Below are 18,296 nucleotides of genomic sequence, written 5' to 3'. Positions count from 1 at the left end.
AGGCACTCTTTCGCTTATGACGGACCACCTCGACTTCTCGGCCGACGCCCGGCCGGTGCCGCCACCGCCGCGCTTCGCCTACGACAAGCACACCTGGCAGGAGATCTCGTATCTGCTGTCCAGTTTTCCTCTGGCCGTGTTCGGTTTCGTGTACGCGATCATGCTCCTCGCGGTGGGCGGCGGGCTGACCGTCACGGTGATCGGTCTTCCTCTGATCGCGGCGGGGCTCTCCGGGGCGCGGATGCTCGGCAGGGCGGAGCGGGCGCGGGCGCGCAAGCTGCTCGGTGTGCGGATCGAGGAGCCGAGCCCGTTGCCGCGCCGCAAAGGGGAAGGTTTCTTCGGCTGGCTGTGGACCGCGCTGAAGGACTCGGTGGGCTGGCGCGCCGTGCTCTACGAGGTGATGCGGCTGCCCTGGGGCGTGCTGACGTTCTCGGTGACGCTCGTCGGGCTCGTCGCGCTGTGGCCGGTGCTTCCGTTCATCGCGCGGGGTCTGACCAACGCGGACCGGGCCATGGTGCGCGGCCTGCTCTCCCCCTCCGACGAGCTGGAGCGGCGGATCGCCGAGCTGGAGTCGGACCGGGGTGTCGTGGTGGACACGGCCGCCGCCGACCTGCGGCGCATCGAGCGCGATCTGCACGACGGCGCGCAGGCCCGCCTCGTCAACCTGGCCATGGGGCTCGGCCTCGCCAAGGAGAAGCTCCTGGAGGACCCGGACGCGGCGGCGGACATGGTCGACGAGGCACATGGGGAAGTGAAGCTCGCGCTCCAGGAGCTGCGCGATCTGGCGCGCGGCATCCATCCGGCCGTCCTCACCGACCGGGGCCTGGACGCGGCGCTCTCCTCCGTGGCCTCGCGCTGCACCGTCCCGGTCAAGGTGACGGCCGATCTCCCGGCGCGGCCCGCCGCCGCGATCGAGGGCATCGCCTACTTCACCGTCTCCGAGCTGCTGCAGAACGTCAGCAAGCACAGCCGCGCGCGGACGGCCTCCGTCGAGGTGTGGCGCGCCGAGGACCGGCTGCTCATCCAGGTACGGGACGACGGGCAGGGCGGCGCCAGCGTCGACAAGGGCACCGGCATGGCCGGGCTCGCGGAGCGGCTCGGCGCGGTCGACGGGCTGTTCGTCGTGGACTCCCCCGAGGGCGGCGGAACGACCGTCACCGCCGAACTGCCCTGGCGCGACCGGTAGCGGCGGGCGCAGCGGAGGCCGGGGGTAGGGAAAACCCCCGGTCCAAGACGCCGACCCGCCGCATGGCCGGACACCCCCGCCGCCGGGGATTCTGGATGAGAAGCGGAAGCAGCGGACCTGCACGAGACGACCAGGAACGGACGACGCCCATGGCCACGCACCAGTACGGATACCGCAGCGAGTACTCGTACGACGACGAGCCGCGCCCCGGGCGCCGCGGACTCGGCCGGCTGCCGGCCGGGCTGCGGGCCCCGATCGAGGGCCGGGCCTGGCGCGAGTTCGGGTACCTGATGCTCAGCCTGCCGATCGCCATCGCGGCGTTCGTCTGGTCGGTGACGATGATGTCGCTCGGCGCGGGCCTCCTCATCACCTTCATCGGTGTGCCGGTGCTCGCCGGGGCGCTGGCCGGGGCGCGCGGCATCGGCGCCCTGGAGCGGGTGCGGGCGCGGGCCCTGCTCGGCCTGGAGGTCGGCTCGCCGGAGCCGGTGCGCCCGCGCAAGGGCGGCCCCCTGGCCTGGATCGGCGCGACCCTCAAGAGCGGCGTCTCCTGGCGCCACCTCTTCTACACGGTGCTGCACTTCCCGTGGGCGATCTTCGCCTTCTCCGTGGCGATCACCTTCTGGACGACCGGCTGGACCCTGCTCACGTATCCGCTGTGGCAGTGGATCTACCCGATGTACGGCGGCCAGGGCGGCCTCCAGCTCTACGGGGACGAGGCGCACTCGGTGTACCTCGACAACCCGTTCGAGATCACGATGACCGCGGCCGTCGGGCTGCTCGTCACGCTGGCCTCGCCGTGGATCGTGCGGGCGCTGACAACGGTGGACCGGCTCATGGTCTCCGGGCTGCTCGGCCCGTCGCGGCTCGCCTCGCGCGTGGTGGAGCTGGAGTCCGACCGGGGCGTCGTCGTCGACACGGCCGCGGCCGACCTGCGCCGCATCGAGCGCGACCTGCACGACGGCGCGCAGGCCCGGCTCGTCAACCTCGCCATGGACCTGGGTCTGGCGAAGGAGAAGCTGAGCGAGGACCCGCAGACGGCGGCGCGGATGGTCGACGAGGCGCACGGCGAGGTGAAGACGGCCCTGCAGGAGCTGCGTGATCTGGCGCGCGGCATCCACCCGGCGGTCCTCACCGACCGCGGCCTGGACGCGGCCCTGTCCGCGGTGGCCTCGCGCTGCACGGTGCCGGTGACGGTCGAGGTCGACCTGCGCGAGCGCCCCGCGCCCGCCATCGAGGGCATCGCCTACTTCACCGTCTCCGAGCTGCTGCAGAACATCAGCAAGCACAGCCGGGCGACGCGGGCCACCGTCGACGTGTGGCGCACGGCGGACCGCCTCATGCTCCAGGTCAGCGACAACGGGGTGGGCGGTGCGGACGTCAGCGCCGGTTCCGGCCTCGCGGGCCTGACCGAGCGGCTCGACGCGGTCGACGGCATCCTCCTCGTCGACTCGCCGCCCACCGGCCCGACCCGGGTCACGGCGGAGCTGCCGTGGCGGTCCTCGCGGCCCTGAACCCCCTTCGGCCACAGCCGCTTTTCCGTCGCGTGGGAGCACCCCGGCCGGGTTCCTGGGATGCTGGGCCTGTCAGAACTGGCCCCTGTGACAGGTGCACAGGGGCGCTGGGGGGCCGAGAAACGTGGAGGACAGGGTGCGGGTGGTCATCGCCGAGGATTCAGTGCTGCTGAGGGAGGGCCTGACCCGGTTGCTGACCGACCGCGGGCACGAGGTCGTCGCCGGTGTCGGTGACGGGGAAGCACTGGTCAAGACCATCACCGACCTCGGGGCGCAGGACCAGCTCCCCGACGTGGTCGTCGCGGACGTCCGGATGCCGCCGACGCACACGGACGAAGGGGTGCGCGCGGCGGTCCAGCTGCGCGGCCGCTACCCCGGTCTCGGTGTCCTGGTCCTGTCGCAGTACGTGGAGGAGCAGTACGCCACCGAGCTGCTCGCCGGGTCGAGCCGCGGGGTGGGCTATCTGCTCAAGGACCGGGTGGCCGAGGTTCGGGAGTTCGTGGACGCGGTGGTCCGCGTCGCGGAGGGCGGCACGGCGCTCGACCCGGAGGTGGTCGCGCAGTTGCTCGGGCGCAGCCGCAAACAGGACGTCCTCGCCCATCTGACGCCGCGTGAGCGCGAGGTCCTCGGCCTGATGGCGGAGGGCCGGACGAACTCGGCGATCGCCCGTCAGCTCGTCGTCAGCGACGGCGCGGTCGAGAAGCACGTGAGCAACATCTTCCTGAAGCTGGGGCTCTCGCCGAGCGACGGGGATCACCGGCGGGTTCTGGCCGTTCTGACCTATCTGCGGAACTGACCGGAACCGGCCGGCTGACCCGCCGTCAGCCGTCGCGGCGGGCACGGGAACCGGCCGGGTCGCCGGCCGGCGACCCGGCCAGAACCGGGGACCGTGTGCGCGGCGTCCTCCAGAACGTCGCGAGTACGGATCGAGGACGCCTCGGGGGGACCGGCAGATCATGGCAGAACGGGACGACATGCCGTCTCAATTCCAGGCCCATCGTGCGAACGTTCCGAGGTGGGCACCCCCTGCGGACGTAGGGTGGGCCTGGGGAAGGCCAGTGGGACGGCCCTGCCCGAACAGCCGCCTCGAGGGAGGTCCAGTTCAGTGACCAGCCAGGTCAGTAGTCCAGCCGAGCAGGCAGGCGGGACCGACAGCGCAGTGGTCGGGGAACAGCGCACAACCGCGGGTGAAGGTGGATCGGGCAAGGACGTCAGGCGTCTGGACCGGGTGATCATCCGTTTCGCGGGTGACTCCGGTGACGGGATGCAGCTGACGGGCGACCGGTTCACGTCGGAGACCGCGACGTTCGGCAACGACCTGTCGACGCTGCCGAACTTCCCCGCCGAGATCAGGGCCCCCGCCGGGACGCTGCCGGGCGTGTCGTCCTTCCAGCTGCACTTCGCCGATCACGACATCCTCACGCCGGGCGACGCGCCGGACGTGCTGGTGGCGATGAACCCGGCGGCGCTGAAGGCGAACATCGCGGACGTGCCGCGCGGCGCCGAGATCATCGTCAACACGGATGAGTTCACCAAGCGGGCGATGGCCAAGGTCGGCTACGCGGCCTCGCCCCTGGAGGACGGGTCCCTCGACGGCTACTCGGTGCATCCGGTGCCGTTGACGACCCTGACGGTGGAGGCGCTCAAAGAGTTCGAGCTGTCCCGCAAAGAGGCCGAGCGCAGCAAGAACATGTTCGCGCTCGGCCTTCTCTCCTGGATGTACCACCGGCCGACCGAGGGCACCGAACGCTTCCTGAAGCAGAAGTTCGCCAAGAAGCCCGAGATCATGAAGGCGAACCTGGCGGCGTTCCACGCGGGCTGGAACTTCGGCGAGACCACCGAGGACTTCGCGGTCTCCTACGAGATCGCGCCCGCCGCCTCCGCGTTCCCGACGGGCACCTACCGCAACATCTCCGGGAACCTGGCGCTCGCGTACGGGCTGATCGCCGCCTCCCAGCAGGCGGATCTACCGCTGTACCTGGGCTCGTACCCGATCACGCCGGCCTCCGACATCCTGCACGAGCTGTCCCGGCACAAGAACTTCGGCGTACGGACCTTCCAGGCGGAGGACGAGATCGCGGGGATCGGGGCGGCGCTGGGCGCCGCCTTCGGTGGTGCGCTCGCCGTCACCACCACCTCCGGTCCGGGTGTCGCGCTGAAGTCCGAGACCATCGGCCTCGCCGTGTCGTTGGAGCTGCCGTTGCTGGTGGTCGACATCCAGCGCGGCGGGCCCTCGACCGGTCTGCCGACCAAGACCGAGCAGGCCGACCTGTTGCAGGCCATGTACGGGCGCAACGGTGAGGCGCCGGTGCCGGTCGTCGCGCCGCGCACGCCCGCGGACTGTTTCGACGCGGCCCTGGAGGCGGCCCGGATCGCGGTCACCTACCGCACGCCGGTGTTCCTGCTCTCCGACGGCTACCTGGCCAACGGCTCCGAGCCGTGGCGCATCCCCGAGCTGGACGAACTGCCCGACCTGCGGACCCAGTTCGCCTCCGGGCCGAACCACACGCAGGACGACGGCACCGAGGTGTTCTGGCCGTACAAGCGGGACCCCGAGACGCTCGCGCGGCCCTGGGCCGTGCCGGGCACACCCGGCCTCGAACACCGCATCGGCGGCATCGAGAAGCAGGACGGCACCGGGAACATCTCCTACGACCCCGCCAACCACGACTTCATGGTCCGCACCCGGCAGGCCAAGGTCGACGGAATCCGGGTACCCGACATCGAGGCCGACGACCCGTCCGGGGCCGCCACCACCCTCGTACTCGGCTGGGGTTCGACGTACGGGCCGATCACCGCGGCGGTGCGGCGGCTGCGGGGCGCGGGCGAACGGATCGCGCAGGCACATCTGCGCCACCTCAACCCGTTCCCGCGGAATCTGGGCGAGGTCCTGCGACGTTACGACAAGGTGGTGATCCCCGAGATGAACCTCGGACAGCTCGCCACCCTCATCAGGGCCAAGTACCTGGTGGACGCGCACAGCTACAACCAGGTCAACGGAATGCCGTTCAAGGCTGAGCAGCTCGCCACGGCTCTCAAGGAGGCCATCGATGGCTGACACGCAGACCAGGGAGTCCACGGAGGGCGCCGGGAGCACGGAGACGCTTCTGTCGCTCGTTCCCAAGGCCGAGGCCAAGCAGTCCATGAAGGACTTCAAGTCCGATCAGGAAGTGCGCTGGTGCCCCGGCTGCGGTGACTACGCGATCCTCGCCGCCGTGCAGGGGTTCATGCCCGAACTCGGCCTGGCCAAGGAGAACATCGTCTTCGTCTCCGGCATCGGCTGCTCCTCCCGCTTCCCGTACTACATGAACACGTACGGGATGCACTCCATCCACGGCCGTGCCCCCGCCATCGCCACCGGCCTCGCCTCCTCCCGCCGCGACCTGTCCGTGTGGGTCGTGACGGGGGACGGCGATGCGCTCTCCATCGGCGGCAACCACCTCATCCACGCCCTGCGCCGCAACGTCAACCTGAAGATCCTGCTGTTCAACAACCGGATCTACGGGCTGACCAAGGGGCAGTACTCGCCGACGTCGGAAGTCGGCAAGATCACCAAGTCGACGCCGATGGGGTCGCTGGACGCGCCCTTCAACCCTGTCTCGCTCGCCCTCGGCGCGGAGGCGTCGTTCGTCGCGCGGACCGTCGACTCCGACCGCAAGCACCTCACCGAGGTGCTGCGGCGGGCCGCCGAGCACCCCGGCACCGCGCTCGTCGAGATCTACCAGAACTGCAACATCTTCAACGACGGCGCCTTCGAGGTCCTCAAGGACAAGCAGCAGGCCGAGGAAGCGGTGATCCGGCTCGAACACGGGCAGCCGATCACCTTCGGCGCCGACGGGTCCAGGGGCGTGGTGCGGGATCCGCTGAGCGGGGATCTGAAGGTCGTCGCCGTGACCGACGAGAACCGGGGGGACGTGCTCGTCCACGACGCGCACGCCGCGTCGCCGACCACCGCCTTCGCGCTGTCCCGGCTCGCCGATCCCGACACGCTGCACCACACGCCCATCGGCGTGCTGCGCGATGTCGAACGGCCCGTCTACGACACGCAGATGGCCGATCAGCTCGACTCCGCCATCGAGCAGCACGGGAAGGGCGATCTCGCCGCGTTGCTCGCCGGGGGCGACACCTGGACCGTGGTGGGCTGAGCGGCTCGGACGCCTCTGACACGGATACGGGGAAGGGTCCGGACGCTCGTCTTGCGTTCGGGCCCTTCCCCGTTGCCGTCAGGCTCCGGGTTTCGCCGCCCGCGCCACGTCGTACCTCTCGCGTGCCTCCGTCACCGCCGCCATGCGGCGGTCCGTCCAGTCCGCGAGCGCGCGCACCTGCGCCGCCGCCTCCACGCCGAGCGCCGTCAGCGAGTAGTCGACGCGGGGCGGGATCACCGGCTTGGCGTCGCGGTGCACCATCCCGTCGCGCTCCAGCGTCTGCAACGTCTGCGTCAGCATCTTCTCGCTGACCACGCCGATCTCCCGGCGCAGCTCGCTGAAGCGGAACGAGCGCTCCTCCAGCGCCAGCAGGACGAGCACGCCCCAGCGGCTCGTCACGTGCTCCAGGACCAGACGCTGCGGGCAGTCGACCTCCACTGCGCTTACCTTCATGCCAGTACCTTACTTCAAAGTGGGTACTTTCGAAACGACAGTGTCCGTCTTACGGTGAGGGGAGAACGAACGCGTAATTGGGCGATACAGGAGATAACCGTCATGAGCCTCGTCATCACCGGAGCCACCGGCCACCTCGGCCGTCTCGTCGTCGAAGGGCTGCTCGACGCGGGTGTGCCCGCCGGGGAGATCGTCGCCGTCGTGCGCGACAAGGAGAAGGCCGCCGCTCTCGCCGCCCGGGGCGTCGAGCTGCGTGTCGCCGACTACAACGCGCCCGAGACGCTGAGCGGGGTGTTCCGCGCCGGGGACAAGGTGCTGCTGATCTCCGGCAGTGAGGTCGGGCGGCGTGTCGCCCAGCACCGGGCCGTCATCGACGCCGCCAAGGCCGCGGGCGTCGCCTCCCTCGCGTACACCGGCGTGCTCGGCGGGCCCGACGCCGACTTCGCGCTCGCCGACGAGCACAAGGTCACCGAGCAGGCCGTCCTCGACTCCGGCCTCCCCTACACCTTCCTGCGCAACGGCTGGTACCACGAGAACTACACCGGGAACCTCGGCGTCGTCCTCGAGCACGGCGCCGTCCTCGCCTCCGCCGGTGAGGGCCGCGTCGCCTCCGCCTCGCGCGCCGACTACGCGGCCGCCGCCGTCGCCGTCCTCACCGGGGAAGGCCACGAGGGCCGCGCGTACGAGCTGAGCGGGGACGTCGCCTGGTCGCTCGCCGAGTACGCCGCCGAGGTCGCCAGGCAGTCCGGCAAGGACGTCGTCTACCGCGCCGTGACGCCCGAGGAGAACCTCGAAGTGCTGCTGGGCGCCGGGCTGCCCGCCCCGTTCGCCGAGATCCTCGTCGGGGTCGACACCGCCATCGAGCAGGGGCTGCTCGCCCGGCAGAACGGGGATCTTGCTCGGCTCATCGGGCGGGGTACCACTCCGGTCGCCGATGCCATCGCCGATGCCATCGCCGACGCCTTTAAGTGACGGTGCTTTGCTGTCGTCAGGACCGTATGGCGATACGGGCATGACATCGGCAGGCTCGCGGCGCTACCTTGCTTGTGGCCGCCGCGAGGCTGCCGGCCAGTGTCATGAGGAGGGTCCGTGCGGGACGGTTCGGTCGTCGCTGCGAAGAAGAACGAGGCTCATACGGGGCTCGTCAACGGCTTCGCCGCCTATGGGATGTGGGGGCTCGTGCCCCTCTTCTGGCCGCTGCTCAAACCCGCCGGGTCCGTGGAGATCCTGGCCCACCGGATGGTGTGGTCGCTCGCCTTCGTCGGCGTCGCCATGCTCTTCGTACGACGGTGGGGGTGGGCCCGGGAGTTGCTGCGGCAGCCCAAGCGGCTCGGGCTCGTCGCGCTCGGCGCCGCCGTCATCACCGTCAACTGGGGCGTCTACATCTGGTCGGTGAACTCCGGGCATGTCGTCGAGGCGTCCCTCGGGTACTTCATCAACCCGCTCGTCTCCATCGCGCTCGGCGTCCTCCTGCTGAAGGAGCGGCTGCGGGTCGCTCAGTGGGCCGCCGTGGGGGTGGGGCTGGTCGCCGTTCTCGTTCTCGCCATCGGGTACGGGCAGCCGCCCTGGATCTCGCTCGTTCTCGCGTTCTCCTTCGGGACGTACGGGCTGGTGAAGAAGAAGGTCAATCTCGGCGGGCTCGAATCGCTGGCCGCCGAGACCGCCGTGCAGTTCCTTCCCGCGCTCGGGTATCTGCTGTGGCTGGGCGCGCAGGGGCGGTCCACCTTCGGCACCGAGGGGGTCGGACATGCCGCGCTGCTCGCCTCCACCGGGCTTGTCACCGCCGTGCCGCTCGTCTGCTTCGGCGCGGCGGCCATTCGGGTGCCGCTGTCCACGCTCGGGCTGTTGCAGTACCTCGCGCCCGTCTTCCAGTTCATCCTCGGGATCGTCTACTTCCATGAGGAGATGCCGGCGGAGCGGTGGGCCGGGTTCGGGCTGGTGTGGCTGGCGTTGGTGGTGCTGACCTGGGACGCGTTGCGCTCCGCTCGGGCTGGGCGGGTTGCGGTGGCTCGGGCGCGGGTGGTGGCGGCCGGGCCTGTCGAGGCGGCGAGTGAGGTCGAGGTTCGGCTGAAGTAGGGCGGGCTGCGGCCTAGTTGTCCTCTATAAGTGGGCCATGACCTTTGACTGGAAGCTTGTCGTCGATGCCGGTGATCCGCATGCGCAGGTGGAGTTCTGGGGGGCCGCTCTTGGTTACGAGATCGAGGACAACTCCGCGTTGATCGAGCGGCTCCTCGGGGTCGGGGCCGTTCGGCCGGAGGAGACCGTCGAACGGTGGGGGCGGCTCGCCTTCCGCGATCTCGTCGCCGTTCGCCACCCCGATGATCCGGTCGACGAGGAGAGCGGGACGGGGCTCGGGCGGCGGATTCTGTTCCAGCGGGTGCCGGAAGTGAAGTCCGGGAAGAACCGGCTGCACATCGATGTGCATGTCGGGGCGGGGGCGTCGCGGGACGCGGAGGCGGAGCGGCTGGTGGGGTTGGGGGCGCGGGTGGTGCGGGACGTGGAGGAGCGCGGGGGGCGGTGGGTACTCATGACGGACCCGGAGGGGAACGAGTTCTGCGTGCAGTGAGCGCCGAGGGGGTGCGTGGGGCGGGGCCGCGCCGGGGTGCCTCCTCGGCCGGATAGGCCTCATCCCCCACGGTCCGCCATGGGCGAGTCACCCTGCACTGCATTCCAGCGGAGTCCTGCGGGGGCACCCCGACGCGTCCCCTCCGGCCGAATCGCGACTGCGGACCGGTGCCCCCTCCCCAAACACCGCCCACCCCGGACGCCTGACGCCCCTCCCTGGAACCTGCGCCGCCGAGTGCCATGCACCCCGCCTCGGGCAACCTGCCGCTCCCCGCACCTCCCCACCCCGCCTCGAACAACCTGCCGCTCCCCGCACCTTCCCACCCGCCTTGGGCAATCTGCCGCCTGGGGCGGCAGGGTGGGCAAGGCGGCAGTCCAGCGCCGGATGAGTGTGGAAGCAGGCCCCGGGGACCGGCGCGGGTGGCTCGGCGCGGCGCTGGGGGCGTGGACGCAGGCCCGGGGAAGGGCGCGGGCGGCTTCTGGGGCGCGTTCAGGGAGGTTCGTGCCTGGTGCGGGGGGTGCTCAGTGCCGGGACGTCCCTGGAGGGGCTCCGCGCTCAATCCCGGTCACCTGCCCGGCCCCGCCCCGCCGGATACCCCGACCTCAGCCCCGCCCCGCCCGCTATACGGACACCGGTGACCAGAATCCGCTCTTGACCGGGCGTCAGGCCCCCAGGACCATCGGGCCACCCAAAACAGGAACCAGGAGCCCCCACATGCCCCTGCACCTCAGACGCATACGCCCGCGGCTCACCGCCGCCGCCCTCCTCACCGCCGCCACCCTGCTCGGCACGGGAGCCACCCCGGCCGGCGCGGCCCCCGCCCCGGACCCGGCCCCGCTCGCCGCCCCGGACATCCCCGTCGCCTCCGTCAAGGCGCATCTCACCTCCCTCCAGTCCATCGCCACCGCCAACGGCGGCAACCGCGCCCACGGCCGCCCCGGCTACAAGGCCTCCCTCGACTACGTGAAGGCGAAGCTGGACGCCGCCGGGTTCACCACCTCGGTGAAGCAGTTCACGTCCGGCGGCCGCACCGGCTACAACCTCGTCGCGGACTGGCCCGGCGGCGACACCAACCAGGTCGTCATGGCCGGCGCCCACCTGGACAGCGTCACCGCGGGACCCGGCATCAACGACAACGGCTCCGGTTCCGCCGCGATCCTGGAGACCGCGCTCGCCGTCTCCCGCGCCCAGTTCAAGCCGACGAAGCATCTGCGGTTCGGCTGGTGGGGCGCCGAGGAGCTGGGGATGGTCGGGTCGCGGAACTACGTGAGTTCCTTGTCTCTCACCGACCGGTCGCGGATCGACGGGTATCTGAACTTCGACATGATCGGGTCGCCCAACCCGGGCTACTTCGTCTACGACGACGATCCCGCCCTGGAGAAGGTGTTCAAGGACTACTACGCCGGGATCGGCGTTCCGACCGAGATCGAGACCGAGGGCGACGGGCGCTCCGACCACGCCCCGTTCAAGAACGCCGGGATCCCGGTCGGCGGGCTGTTCAGCGGCGCCGACTACTACAAGACCGCCGCCCAGGCGCAGAAGTGGGGCGGCACCGCGGGCCGGGCGTTCGACCCTTGCTACCACTCGTCCTGCGACCGGTCGACGAACATCGACACCACCGCCCTCGACCGCAACAGTGACGCCATCGCCTACGCCCTGTGGGAGCTGGCTCAGTAGTACCCGGTACTGGTGGAGCATCCCCTTCCCCGATGTACTTGCGTGTGCATATACTGCACGCGCAAGTACATCGTCGCGTCACCGTTCGCGCTGGGGGAAAGCCATGTCCGACCGCAAGTTCCTGTTCGTGCTCGGCAGCAGCCGCAGCGAGGGCAACACCGAGATCCTCGCTCGCGCCGCCGCCGAGCAACTGCCCTCCGACGTCGGGCAGCGCTGGATCGACCTGGCCGCACACCCGCTGCCGGACTTCGAGGACCTGCGGCACGACTCCGACCACGTACGGCCGCACGGCGACGACGTCGCCCTGCTGCTCGATGCCACGCTCGACGCCACCGACATCGTCATCGCGTCGCCGCTGTACTGGTACTCGGTCTCCGCCTCCACCAAGCGGTATCTGGATCACTGGTCGGGCTGGCTGCGCACCCCGGGCATCGATTTCAAGGACACCCTCGCCGGGCGCACCCTGTGGGGCGTGACCGCGCTCGCCCACGAGGAGGAGGTGGTCGCCGAGCCGCTCGTCGGCACCCTGCGCAACTCGGCCGCGTACATGGGCATGCGCTTCGGCGGCGTGCTCCTCGGCAACGGCAGCAAGCCCGGTGACGTACGCAAGGACACGCGGGCCCTGGCCCGGGCCAAGACCTTCTTCGCCCAAGAGGCGCCGCTCGCCCGCTTTCCCTACGAGGAGCAGCCCCCTACGCCGTGATGTCCTTCGCCGTGAAGCGGGCCCACGCCGCCGAGCCGAAGACCGCCGCGTACAGCGCCTGGAGTTCCAGGTTCTTCAGCAGGTCGTCCCAGTAGACCGGGTCCCGCATCAGGTCCGCGAACGACAGCCAGTGGTGGGAGAAGAAGTACGGCTGCAGTGCGTGGAGCTGCGGGATCTGGTCCAGGATCTGGATCGTGATCAGCAGGCCCACCGTTGTCGCCATCGCCGCGATGCCGCTGTTGGTGAGAGTGGAGATGAAGAGGCCCAGCGCCGCTATGCCGATGAGTGACGCCGCCACCGTCAGGGCTATCAGCAGCGCTCGGCCCAGGCCCTCGGCGAAAGTGATGCGGGTGCCCGAGATCGTCACCACGTCGCCCAGGGGGAAGAGGAGCGCCCCTGTGAGCAGGGCCGTTATTGCCACCACCAGCGTCGCAAGGACGCAGAACGCCAGGGTCGTCGCGTACTTCGTCAGGAGGAGGCGGGTGCGGCCCGCCGGGGCCACCAGGAGGTAGCGCAGCGTTCCCGCGTTGGCCTCGCCCGCCACCGCGTCACCCGCGATCACCCCTACCGCCATCGGCAGGAAGAACGGGAGCGTCGCCGCCAGCGCGGTGAACACCAGGAACAGGCCGTTGTTCGTGATCTGCGCGATGAACGCCGGGCCGCCGCCGCCCTCGGGGCCGCCCCCGCCCATCGACGAGCCGTCGCTCGTCTCGATCTTCACCGCCACGCCGATCAGGATCGGGACGCCCGCCAGCACCGCGAGCAGCGCCAGCGTCCGCCAGCGGCGCAGAGTCGTCGTCAGCTCGTTGCGCAGCAGGCCCAGCGTCCGGAGTGGGCGGGGTCGCGGCTCCCTCGCCGCCAGCGGTTCAGCCCGCGACATCGAAGCCCTCTCCCGTCAGGGCCACGAACGCGTCCTCCAGCGATGCCCGTTCCATGCCGAAGCCTCGTACCCGGACGCCCGCCGCTACCAGCGCCGCGTTCAGGTCCGACAGCTCCGTGTCGGGGGGTGGGGGGTCCGCCGTCACGTCCGTGTCCGTCGTCTCCAGGACCGTGAGTCCTTGTTCTTTCAGTACGCGCGTCGCTTCCGTCGTGTCCGGGGTCGTCACGCGCAGTTTTCCCCGCGCTCCCGCCGCCAGGTCCCCCACCGGGCCCTGCGTCAGCAGGCGGCCCTGCGCCATCACCGCCGCGTGCGTGCAGACCTGCTCGATCTCGTCCAGGAGATGGGAGGAGAGGAAGACCGTGGTGCCGTCCGACGCCAGTTCGCGGACGAGCGTTCTGATCTCGCGCATGCCCTGGGGGTCGAGGCCGTTGGTCGGCTCGTCCAGGACCAGGAGGCGGCGGGGCTGCAGCAGCGCCGCGGCGAGGCCCAGGCGCTGTTTCATGCCGAGCGAGTAGGCCTTGGCCTTCTTGGTCGCGGCGGCCGTCAGGCCCACCCGGTCCAGGGCCTGCGCGACCCGCGCCGTGCGGGTGCGGGGGTCCGCGGTGGGGTCGGCCGAGTCGTAGCGGAGCAGGTTGTCGCGGCCGTTCAGGAAGCCGTACAGGGCCGGGCCCTCGATGAGCGCGCCGACGTGCGGCAGGACGGCCCGGGTGGCGCGCGGCATCGGGTGGCCGAGGACCCGGGCGGCGCCCGCGGTCGGTTCGATCAGGCCCATCAGCATGCGGATGGTGGTGGTCTTGCCCGAGCCGTTCGGTCCGAGGAAGCCGAAGACGGCGCCTTCCGGGACGGTCAGGCTCAGCCGGTCGACCGCCAGTTGGCCGCCCCGGTACCGCTTGGTCAGCTCCCGGGTCTCGATGACCGGCGCCATGCCCCTCCCCTGTCACGTGCGGTGGCGGGGGACCGTGTGCGCCGGTCCCCCGCCACCCCTCGCCGCCTTGTCAGCCCGCGTCGGCCGCCTTCACCAGCGCGGACTTGGTGACCGCGCCCGCGTAGACCTTCCCGTCCTCGGTGATCAGTACGTTCACCAGGCGGGTCGAGTAGACCGTGCCCGAGCCGAACTTCCCCGTCACCTTGTCGCCGAGGGAGTCCAGGAACTTCTGCGCGTCGGCCGGCATCCCGCTGGACGCGGAGCCGGAGGCCAGGCCCGCCGCTCCGGCCGCGTCGCCCGGCAGCTTCAGCTCGGCGACCGAGGTCCAGCCCTCGCCGAGCACCTTGAGGCCGCTCAGGTCCGCGGCCTTCGGGGCCCGCTCGGGCCGGCCGTGGTCCTGCTTCGGCAGGTCGTCGGCCTCCGTGACCTTCGTGCCCTTGGACGGCTTGAAATCGAAGGTCGACGCGGACGGCTTCGCGAAGTCGACCTTGGTGAAGCCCGCGTCGACCACCGCCGCGCCGCCGCTCGCCGGGGTCAGCGTGAACTTCAGCGGCGTACCCGTCTTCGCGTCCACGGAGACCGTGATCGCGCCGACCGTCGACCCCGACTGCTTCGGCTTGATCTGCAGCCGGTACGCGTCACGGCCCGCGACCTGCGCCGTTCCGTCGACCGAGAACGACGTCGTGTCGGCGGAAGCCTTCAGGATCTCGTCCGTGAGCTGCTTCGGGGTCGCCGGGACGTCCGGTGACCGCTTCTTCCCCGCCCGGTCCTCGGCCTTGGCGTGGAACGCCTGGTCCGACTCGCTGTCGTAGGCCCAGACGTCCGCGCCGTTGTGGATCACGCTGTACTCGGACGCGTCGTCCAGGACCGAGAGCTTCTGGCGGTTCTCGCCGTCCGCCGCGACGCGGAGGGTGTGCGTGCCGGTCGCGAGTTCCGTCAGCTTCTCCCGCGGGTCGGCCGACGTGGTGCCCTTGTCCCCGCCCCGTCCGCCGTTCCCGCCGGTCAGGCCCGAGGCCGCGTCACCGAGCGACGGCAGGCCGAGGTCCGTGTGGATCGTGAGGGTGCCGGACAGCTGTTCGGTGTCCGACGCGGCGATCTTCTCGATGAGTTCCTGGGCCGTGATCTTCGGCAGGTCCGGGTCGCCGGAGTCGGCGAGCGCCGGGACGAGGCCGATCGTCGCCGCCGCCACCCCCACGACGGCCACGGGGACCGCGTACCGGGCCAGCTTGCGGCGCCCGGCGCCCTGGCTGTCTTCGGATTCGTACGGTGCCATGCTGATGCCCTACCTCCGTCTTCGGCGGCGGCGCCCTGCGTACTCGTCCACCCCGAGCCGCCATTCTCACCCGAATTGGTAAGGAGTGGTGTACCCCATCTGACCAAACCGGCCACCACGAAGCGTCAGTCCGCGGGATCAACTCCGCGTACGCCTGTGGGATGACACCCACCCCCTACGGCTCAGGGTCAGCCCGCCCGGTGCACCACCGCGTCGCAGAGTTCGGTCAGCGCCGCCTTCGCCTCGCACTCCGGGAGCGGGGTCAGGGTGGCGCGGGCCTCCTGCGCGTACCGCACGGTGTCGCGGCGGGCCTGCTCCAGGGCCGGGTGGGCGCGGAGCCGGGAGATCGCCTCGGCGAGCTTGGCGTCGTCCGTGAGGTCGGAGTCGAGGAGGTCGACGAGGGCCTGGTCCTCGGGGAGGCCGAGGAGGCGGGCGCGCTCGCGCAGGCGCAGGACCGGCAGCGTGGGGATGCCCTCGCGCAGGTCGGTGCCGGGGGTCTTGCCGGACTCGTGGGAGTCGGAGGCGATGTCGAGCACGTCGTCGGCGAGCTGGAAGGCGACGCCGAGCCGCTCCCCGTACTGGGTGAGGACGTCGACGACCGTCTCGTCGGCGCCGGACATCATCGCGCCGAAGCGGCAGGCGACGGCGATGAGCGAGCCCGTCTTGCCGCTGAGCACGTCCAGGTAGTGGTCGACCGGGTCGCGGCCGTCGGCCGGGCCCGCGGTCTCCAGGATCTGGCCGGTGACCAGGCGTTCGAACGCCTCCGCCTGGATGCGGACGGCGTCCGGGCCGAGGTCGGCGAGGATGTGCGAGGCGCGGGCGAAGAGGAAGTCGCCGGTCAGGACGGCCACCGAGTTGCCCCAGCGCTGATTGGCGCTCTCCACGCCCCGGCGCACGTCCGCCTCGTCCATCACGTCGTCGTGGTAGAGCGTCGCCAGGTGGGTCAGCTCGACGACGACGGCGGAGGGCACGATGCCCGGCGCGTACGGGTCGCCGAACTGGGCGGCGAGCGTCACGAGCAGCGGCCTGAAGCGTTTGCCGCCGGCCCGCACCAGATGCTGGGCGGCCTCGGTGATGAAGGGGACCTCGCTCTTGGTCGCCTCGAGCAGCCCCTCCTCGACAGCCGTCAATCCAGCCTGGACATCGGCTTCGAGAGCCTGGTCCCGCACGCTAAGACCGAAAGTCCCGACGACGGTCACGAGAGGTTCTCCTGTCTGCTGACGATCACGACGCTCACATGGCGAACTCGGTCGATCACTCGGTCGAACATTTGGTCTTCACTCGGTCGATGACACGGTTTGTCGATGTGTCGCTGCCATCACTCAAGTCAGCGTATCCGGTCGCGTTTCGATCACAGGGGGCGCCTGCCCGGACAACCCGGACCAGGCGGCTCCAGGACACCCCCGGTATGTTCTTGATCAGCCCATACGACCGGGAGTACGTATTTTGTCCCGCACCACCGACACCACCGGACCCGCCCCCGAACCCGGTGCCCAGCCGCCGCCCGGCGACGACACCGCCTTCTTCGGGCAGCCGCGCGGCCTGCTCACGCTGTCCGGCCTGGAGGTCTGGGAACGGTTCTCGTTCCTCGGCATGCAGGCCATCCTCGTGCTGTTCTTCGCCGACACCGTCGCACACGGCGGCATGGGCATGGCCGCCGGGACCGCCGCGTCGGTGTCCGCCGCGTACGGCACGCTCGTCTACCTGGTCTCCGTCGCGGGCGGCTGGCTCGCCGACCGGATCCTCGGCTCGTACCGCGCCGTGCTGTGGGGCGGCATCCTCATCGCCTGCGGCCACTACTCGATGGCGGTGCCGACCGCCGCGATGACGTGGGTCGGGCTCGGTCTGATCAGCGCCGGCACCGGGCTGCTCAAGCCGAACGTGGCCTCCATGGTCGGCAAGCTGTACCGGACGGACGACGAGCGCCGTGACGCCGGGTTCGCCCTGTACTACATGGGGATCAACATCGGCGCCTTCGCCGGACCGCTGATCACCGGCTGGCTCGGCGACCACAAGGGCTGGCACTGGGGCTTCTCCGCCGCCGCCGTCGGCATGACCCTCGGCCTGATCCAGTACGTGGCCGGACGGCGTCACCTGGCCGGGCGCAAGCACGCCGCCGAGTACGCGCTCGCGCCCGAGGGGATGCGGCGCGCGGTCCGCATGATCGTCGCGGGCGTCGTCGTGGTGGCCGCCCTCGCGGTGCTGCTCGCCTCCGTCGGCTGGCTGACCATGGACCGCTTCGTGGACTGCCTCACGGTCATCTCGGTGATCGCGCCGGTCGTGTACTTCACGGTGATGTTCCGCAGTCCGCGCGTGACGGCCGAGGAGCGCGGGCGGCTGCGGCCCTACCTGGTGCTCTTCATCGCGTCCGTGGCCTTCAATTTCATCCTCTTCCAGGCCTACTCGACCATGATCCTGCTGGCCTCGACCAACGCCGAGACCTCCCTCCTCGGCTTCGGCTTCCCGGCCGGCTGGTACGCCTCCGCGCTCGGCGCCTTCGAGGTCGCCCTCGCGCCCGTGGTCGCCGGGGTGTGGGCGCGGATGGGACGGCGCCAGCCGCACGCCTCCAACAAGATCGCATTCGGGGTGATCCTCGGCGGGCTGTCGTTCCTGCTCATGGTCGCGCCGACCGCCGGGCACAGCGGCGACACGTACAAGATGGCCGTCTGGTGGATCGTCGGCTCCTATCTGCTGCTCGGGCTCGGCGACATCCTCGTGGAGACCTCCGGCATGTCCGCCACGACGAAGCTCGCCCCGCGCGCCTTCGCCAGCCAGACCATGTCGCTCTGGTTCCTCTCGCTCGCCCTCGCCAACGGCATCCAGGCCCAGACCGTGAAGCTCTACGGCGAGGTGTCGAACCCCGCCTACTTCGGCGTCAACGGCGCGGTCGCCGTCGCCGTCGGGGTCGCCGTCATCGCCCTGGCGCCGTGGCTGCGCCGCACCATGCACCCCGTTCACTGAGCCCCCCAACGCCGCG

The 18,296-nt window shown here is 70.7% G+C and carries 16 protein-coding genes; 11 read left to right on the top strand and 5 right to left on the bottom strand.

Annotated elements, in window-relative coordinates; genetic code table 11:
- Positions 1-16: 16 nt before the first annotated feature.
- The 5 genes from N5I75_RS19790 to N5I75_RS19770 all read left to right on the top strand — a co-directional run bounded on the left by N5I75_RS19790 (position 17) and on the right by N5I75_RS19770 (position 6,842).
- Positions 17-1,186, top strand: coding sequence for a sensor histidine kinase (locus N5I75_RS19790; protein ID WP_476679245.1), 1,170 nt, complete (start codon positions 17-19; stop codon positions 1,184-1,186).
- Positions 1,187-1,335: 149 nt separating this feature from the next.
- On the top strand, positions 1,336-2,697 hold the full coding sequence (locus tag N5I75_RS19785) for a sensor histidine kinase (RefSeq protein ID WP_476679244.1): 1,362 nt from the start codon (positions 1,336-1,338) through the stop codon (positions 2,695-2,697).
- A 136-nt stretch (positions 2,698-2,833) separates the two neighbouring features.
- Complete coding sequence (locus tag N5I75_RS19780; RefSeq protein ID WP_476679555.1) at positions 2,834-3,493, top strand: LuxR C-terminal-related transcriptional regulator; 660 nt, start codon at positions 2,834-2,836, stop codon at positions 3,491-3,493.
- A 309-nt stretch (positions 3,494-3,802) separates the two neighbouring features.
- Complete coding sequence (locus N5I75_RS19775; protein WP_476679243.1) at positions 3,803-5,755, top strand: 2-oxoacid:acceptor oxidoreductase subunit alpha; 1,953 nt, start codon at positions 3,803-3,805, stop codon at positions 5,753-5,755.
- Positions 5,748-6,842 (top strand): 2-oxoacid:ferredoxin oxidoreductase subunit beta, encoded by a 1,095-nt coding sequence (locus tag N5I75_RS19770; protein WP_476679242.1) that lies wholly within the window; start codon positions 5,748-5,750, stop codon positions 6,840-6,842. Before N5I75_RS19775 ends, N5I75_RS19770 begins: the two co-directional genes overlap by 8 nt.
- A 78-nt stretch (positions 6,843-6,920) precedes the next feature.
- Here the strand turns inward: N5I75_RS19770 and N5I75_RS19765 are convergent, their stop codons facing one another.
- Positions 6,921-7,295 carry a winged helix-turn-helix transcriptional regulator gene (locus N5I75_RS19765; protein ID WP_476679241.1) on the bottom strand — a complete coding sequence of 125 codons (375 nt, stop codon included), beginning with the start codon at positions 7,293-7,295 and terminating at the stop codon, positions 6,921-6,923.
- Positions 7,296-7,397: 102 nt separating this feature from the next.
- On the opposite strand from N5I75_RS19765, the gene N5I75_RS19760 reads away from it, so the two are divergent.
- From N5I75_RS19760 to N5I75_RS19740, 5 genes are all read left to right on the top strand, one after another.
- Positions 7,398-8,267 (top strand): SDR family oxidoreductase, encoded by an 870-nt coding sequence (locus N5I75_RS19760; protein ID WP_476679240.1) that lies wholly within the window; start codon positions 7,398-7,400, stop codon positions 8,265-8,267.
- Between the two features lie 195 nt (positions 8,268-8,462).
- On the top strand, positions 8,463-9,371 hold the full coding sequence (rarD, locus tag N5I75_RS19755) for an EamA family transporter RarD (protein WP_476679554.1): 909 nt from the start codon (positions 8,463-8,465) through the stop codon (positions 9,369-9,371).
- 37 nt (positions 9,372-9,408) lie between these two features.
- Positions 9,409-9,861, top strand: a complete 453-nt coding sequence (locus N5I75_RS19750) for a VOC family protein (RefSeq protein ID WP_476679239.1) — start codon at positions 9,409-9,411, stop codon at positions 9,859-9,861.
- A gap of 714 nt (positions 9,862-10,575) precedes the next feature.
- A complete protein-coding gene (locus N5I75_RS19745) occupies positions 10,576-11,538 on the top strand; it encodes a M28 family metallopeptidase (RefSeq protein ID WP_476679238.1) in 963 nt (320 codons plus the stop codon).
- Positions 11,539-11,641: 103 nt separating this feature from the next.
- Positions 11,642-12,241 (top strand): flavodoxin family protein, encoded by a 600-nt coding sequence (locus N5I75_RS19740; RefSeq protein WP_476679237.1) that lies wholly within the window; start codon positions 11,642-11,644, stop codon positions 12,239-12,241.
- Here the strand turns inward: N5I75_RS19740 and N5I75_RS19735 are convergent.
- The 4 genes from N5I75_RS19735 to N5I75_RS19720 all read right to left on the bottom strand — a co-directional run bounded on the left by N5I75_RS19735 (position 12,231) and on the right by N5I75_RS19720 (position 16,518).
- Positions 12,231-13,121, bottom strand: a complete 891-nt coding sequence (locus tag N5I75_RS19735) for an ABC transporter permease (RefSeq protein WP_476679236.1) — start codon at positions 13,119-13,121, stop codon at positions 12,231-12,233. The genes N5I75_RS19740 and N5I75_RS19735 overlap by 11 nt on opposite strands.
- The gene (locus N5I75_RS19730; RefSeq protein ID WP_476679235.1) at positions 13,108-14,046 is read right to left on the bottom strand and encodes an ABC transporter ATP-binding protein; all 939 of its coding nucleotides are present in this window, start codon (positions 14,044-14,046) and stop codon (positions 13,108-13,110) included. The genes N5I75_RS19735 and N5I75_RS19730 overlap by 14 nt, the downstream gene beginning before the upstream one ends.
- Positions 14,047-14,116: 70 nt before the next feature.
- Positions 14,117-15,319, bottom strand: a complete 1,203-nt coding sequence (locus N5I75_RS19725; protein WP_476679234.1) for a LolA family protein — start codon at positions 15,317-15,319, stop codon at positions 14,117-14,119.
- A gap of 188 nt (positions 15,320-15,507) precedes the next feature.
- The gene (locus tag N5I75_RS19720; RefSeq protein ID WP_476679233.1) at positions 15,508-16,518 is read right to left on the bottom strand and encodes a polyprenyl synthetase family protein; all 1,011 of its coding nucleotides are present in this window, start codon (positions 16,516-16,518) and stop codon (positions 15,508-15,510) included.
- 247 nt (positions 16,519-16,765) lie between these two features.
- Between N5I75_RS19720 and N5I75_RS19715 the strand changes: the two genes are divergently transcribed.
- Positions 16,766-18,280, top strand: coding sequence for a peptide MFS transporter (locus N5I75_RS19715; protein ID WP_476679232.1), 1,515 nt, complete (start codon positions 16,766-16,768; stop codon positions 18,278-18,280).
- Positions 18,281-18,296 lie beyond the last annotated feature (16 nt).

Source organism: Streptomyces sp. R818 (assembly GCF_056172735.1).
The sequence above is the reverse complement of the archived record's forward strand: the minus strand, read 5'-3'. Positions and strand labels throughout refer to the sequence as shown.

Excerpts from the sequence above, each read along its gene's own strand:
- N5I75_RS19725 (WP_476679234.1), bottom strand. The coding sequence starts at position 15,319 with ATGGCACCGTACGAATCCGAAGACAGCCAGGGCGCCGGGCGCCGCAAG.
- N5I75_RS19765 (WP_476679241.1), bottom strand. The coding sequence starts at position 7,295 with ATGAAGGTAAGCGCAGTGGAGGTCGACTGCCCGCAGCGTCTGGTCCTG.
- N5I75_RS19770 (WP_476679242.1), top strand. The coding sequence starts at position 5,748 with ATGGCTGACACGCAGACCAGGGAGTCCACGGAGGGCGCCGGGAGCACG.
- rarD (WP_476679554.1), top strand. The coding sequence starts at position 8,463 with ATGTGGGGGCTCGTGCCCCTCTTCTGGCCGCTGCTCAAACCCGCCGGG.
- N5I75_RS19730 (WP_476679235.1), bottom strand. The coding sequence starts at position 14,046 with ATGGCGCCGGTCATCGAGACCCGGGAGCTGACCAAGCGGTACCGGGGC.
- N5I75_RS19785 (WP_476679244.1), top strand. The coding sequence starts at position 1,336 with ATGGCCACGCACCAGTACGGATACCGCAGCGAGTACTCGTACGACGAC.
- N5I75_RS19790 (WP_476679245.1), top strand. The coding sequence starts at position 17 with ATGACGGACCACCTCGACTTCTCGGCCGACGCCCGGCCGGTGCCGCCA.
- N5I75_RS19750 (WP_476679239.1), top strand. The coding sequence starts at position 9,409 with ATGACCTTTGACTGGAAGCTTGTCGTCGATGCCGGTGATCCGCATGCG.
- N5I75_RS19760 (WP_476679240.1), top strand. The coding sequence starts at position 7,398 with ATGAGCCTCGTCATCACCGGAGCCACCGGCCACCTCGGCCGTCTCGTC.
- N5I75_RS19735 (WP_476679236.1), bottom strand. The coding sequence starts at position 13,121 with ATGTCGCGGGCTGAACCGCTGGCGGCGAGGGAGCCGCGACCCCGCCCA.
- N5I75_RS19745 (WP_476679238.1), top strand. The coding sequence starts at position 10,576 with ATGCCCCTGCACCTCAGACGCATACGCCCGCGGCTCACCGCCGCCGCC.
- N5I75_RS19740 (WP_476679237.1), top strand. The coding sequence starts at position 11,642 with ATGTCCGACCGCAAGTTCCTGTTCGTGCTCGGCAGCAGCCGCAGCGAG.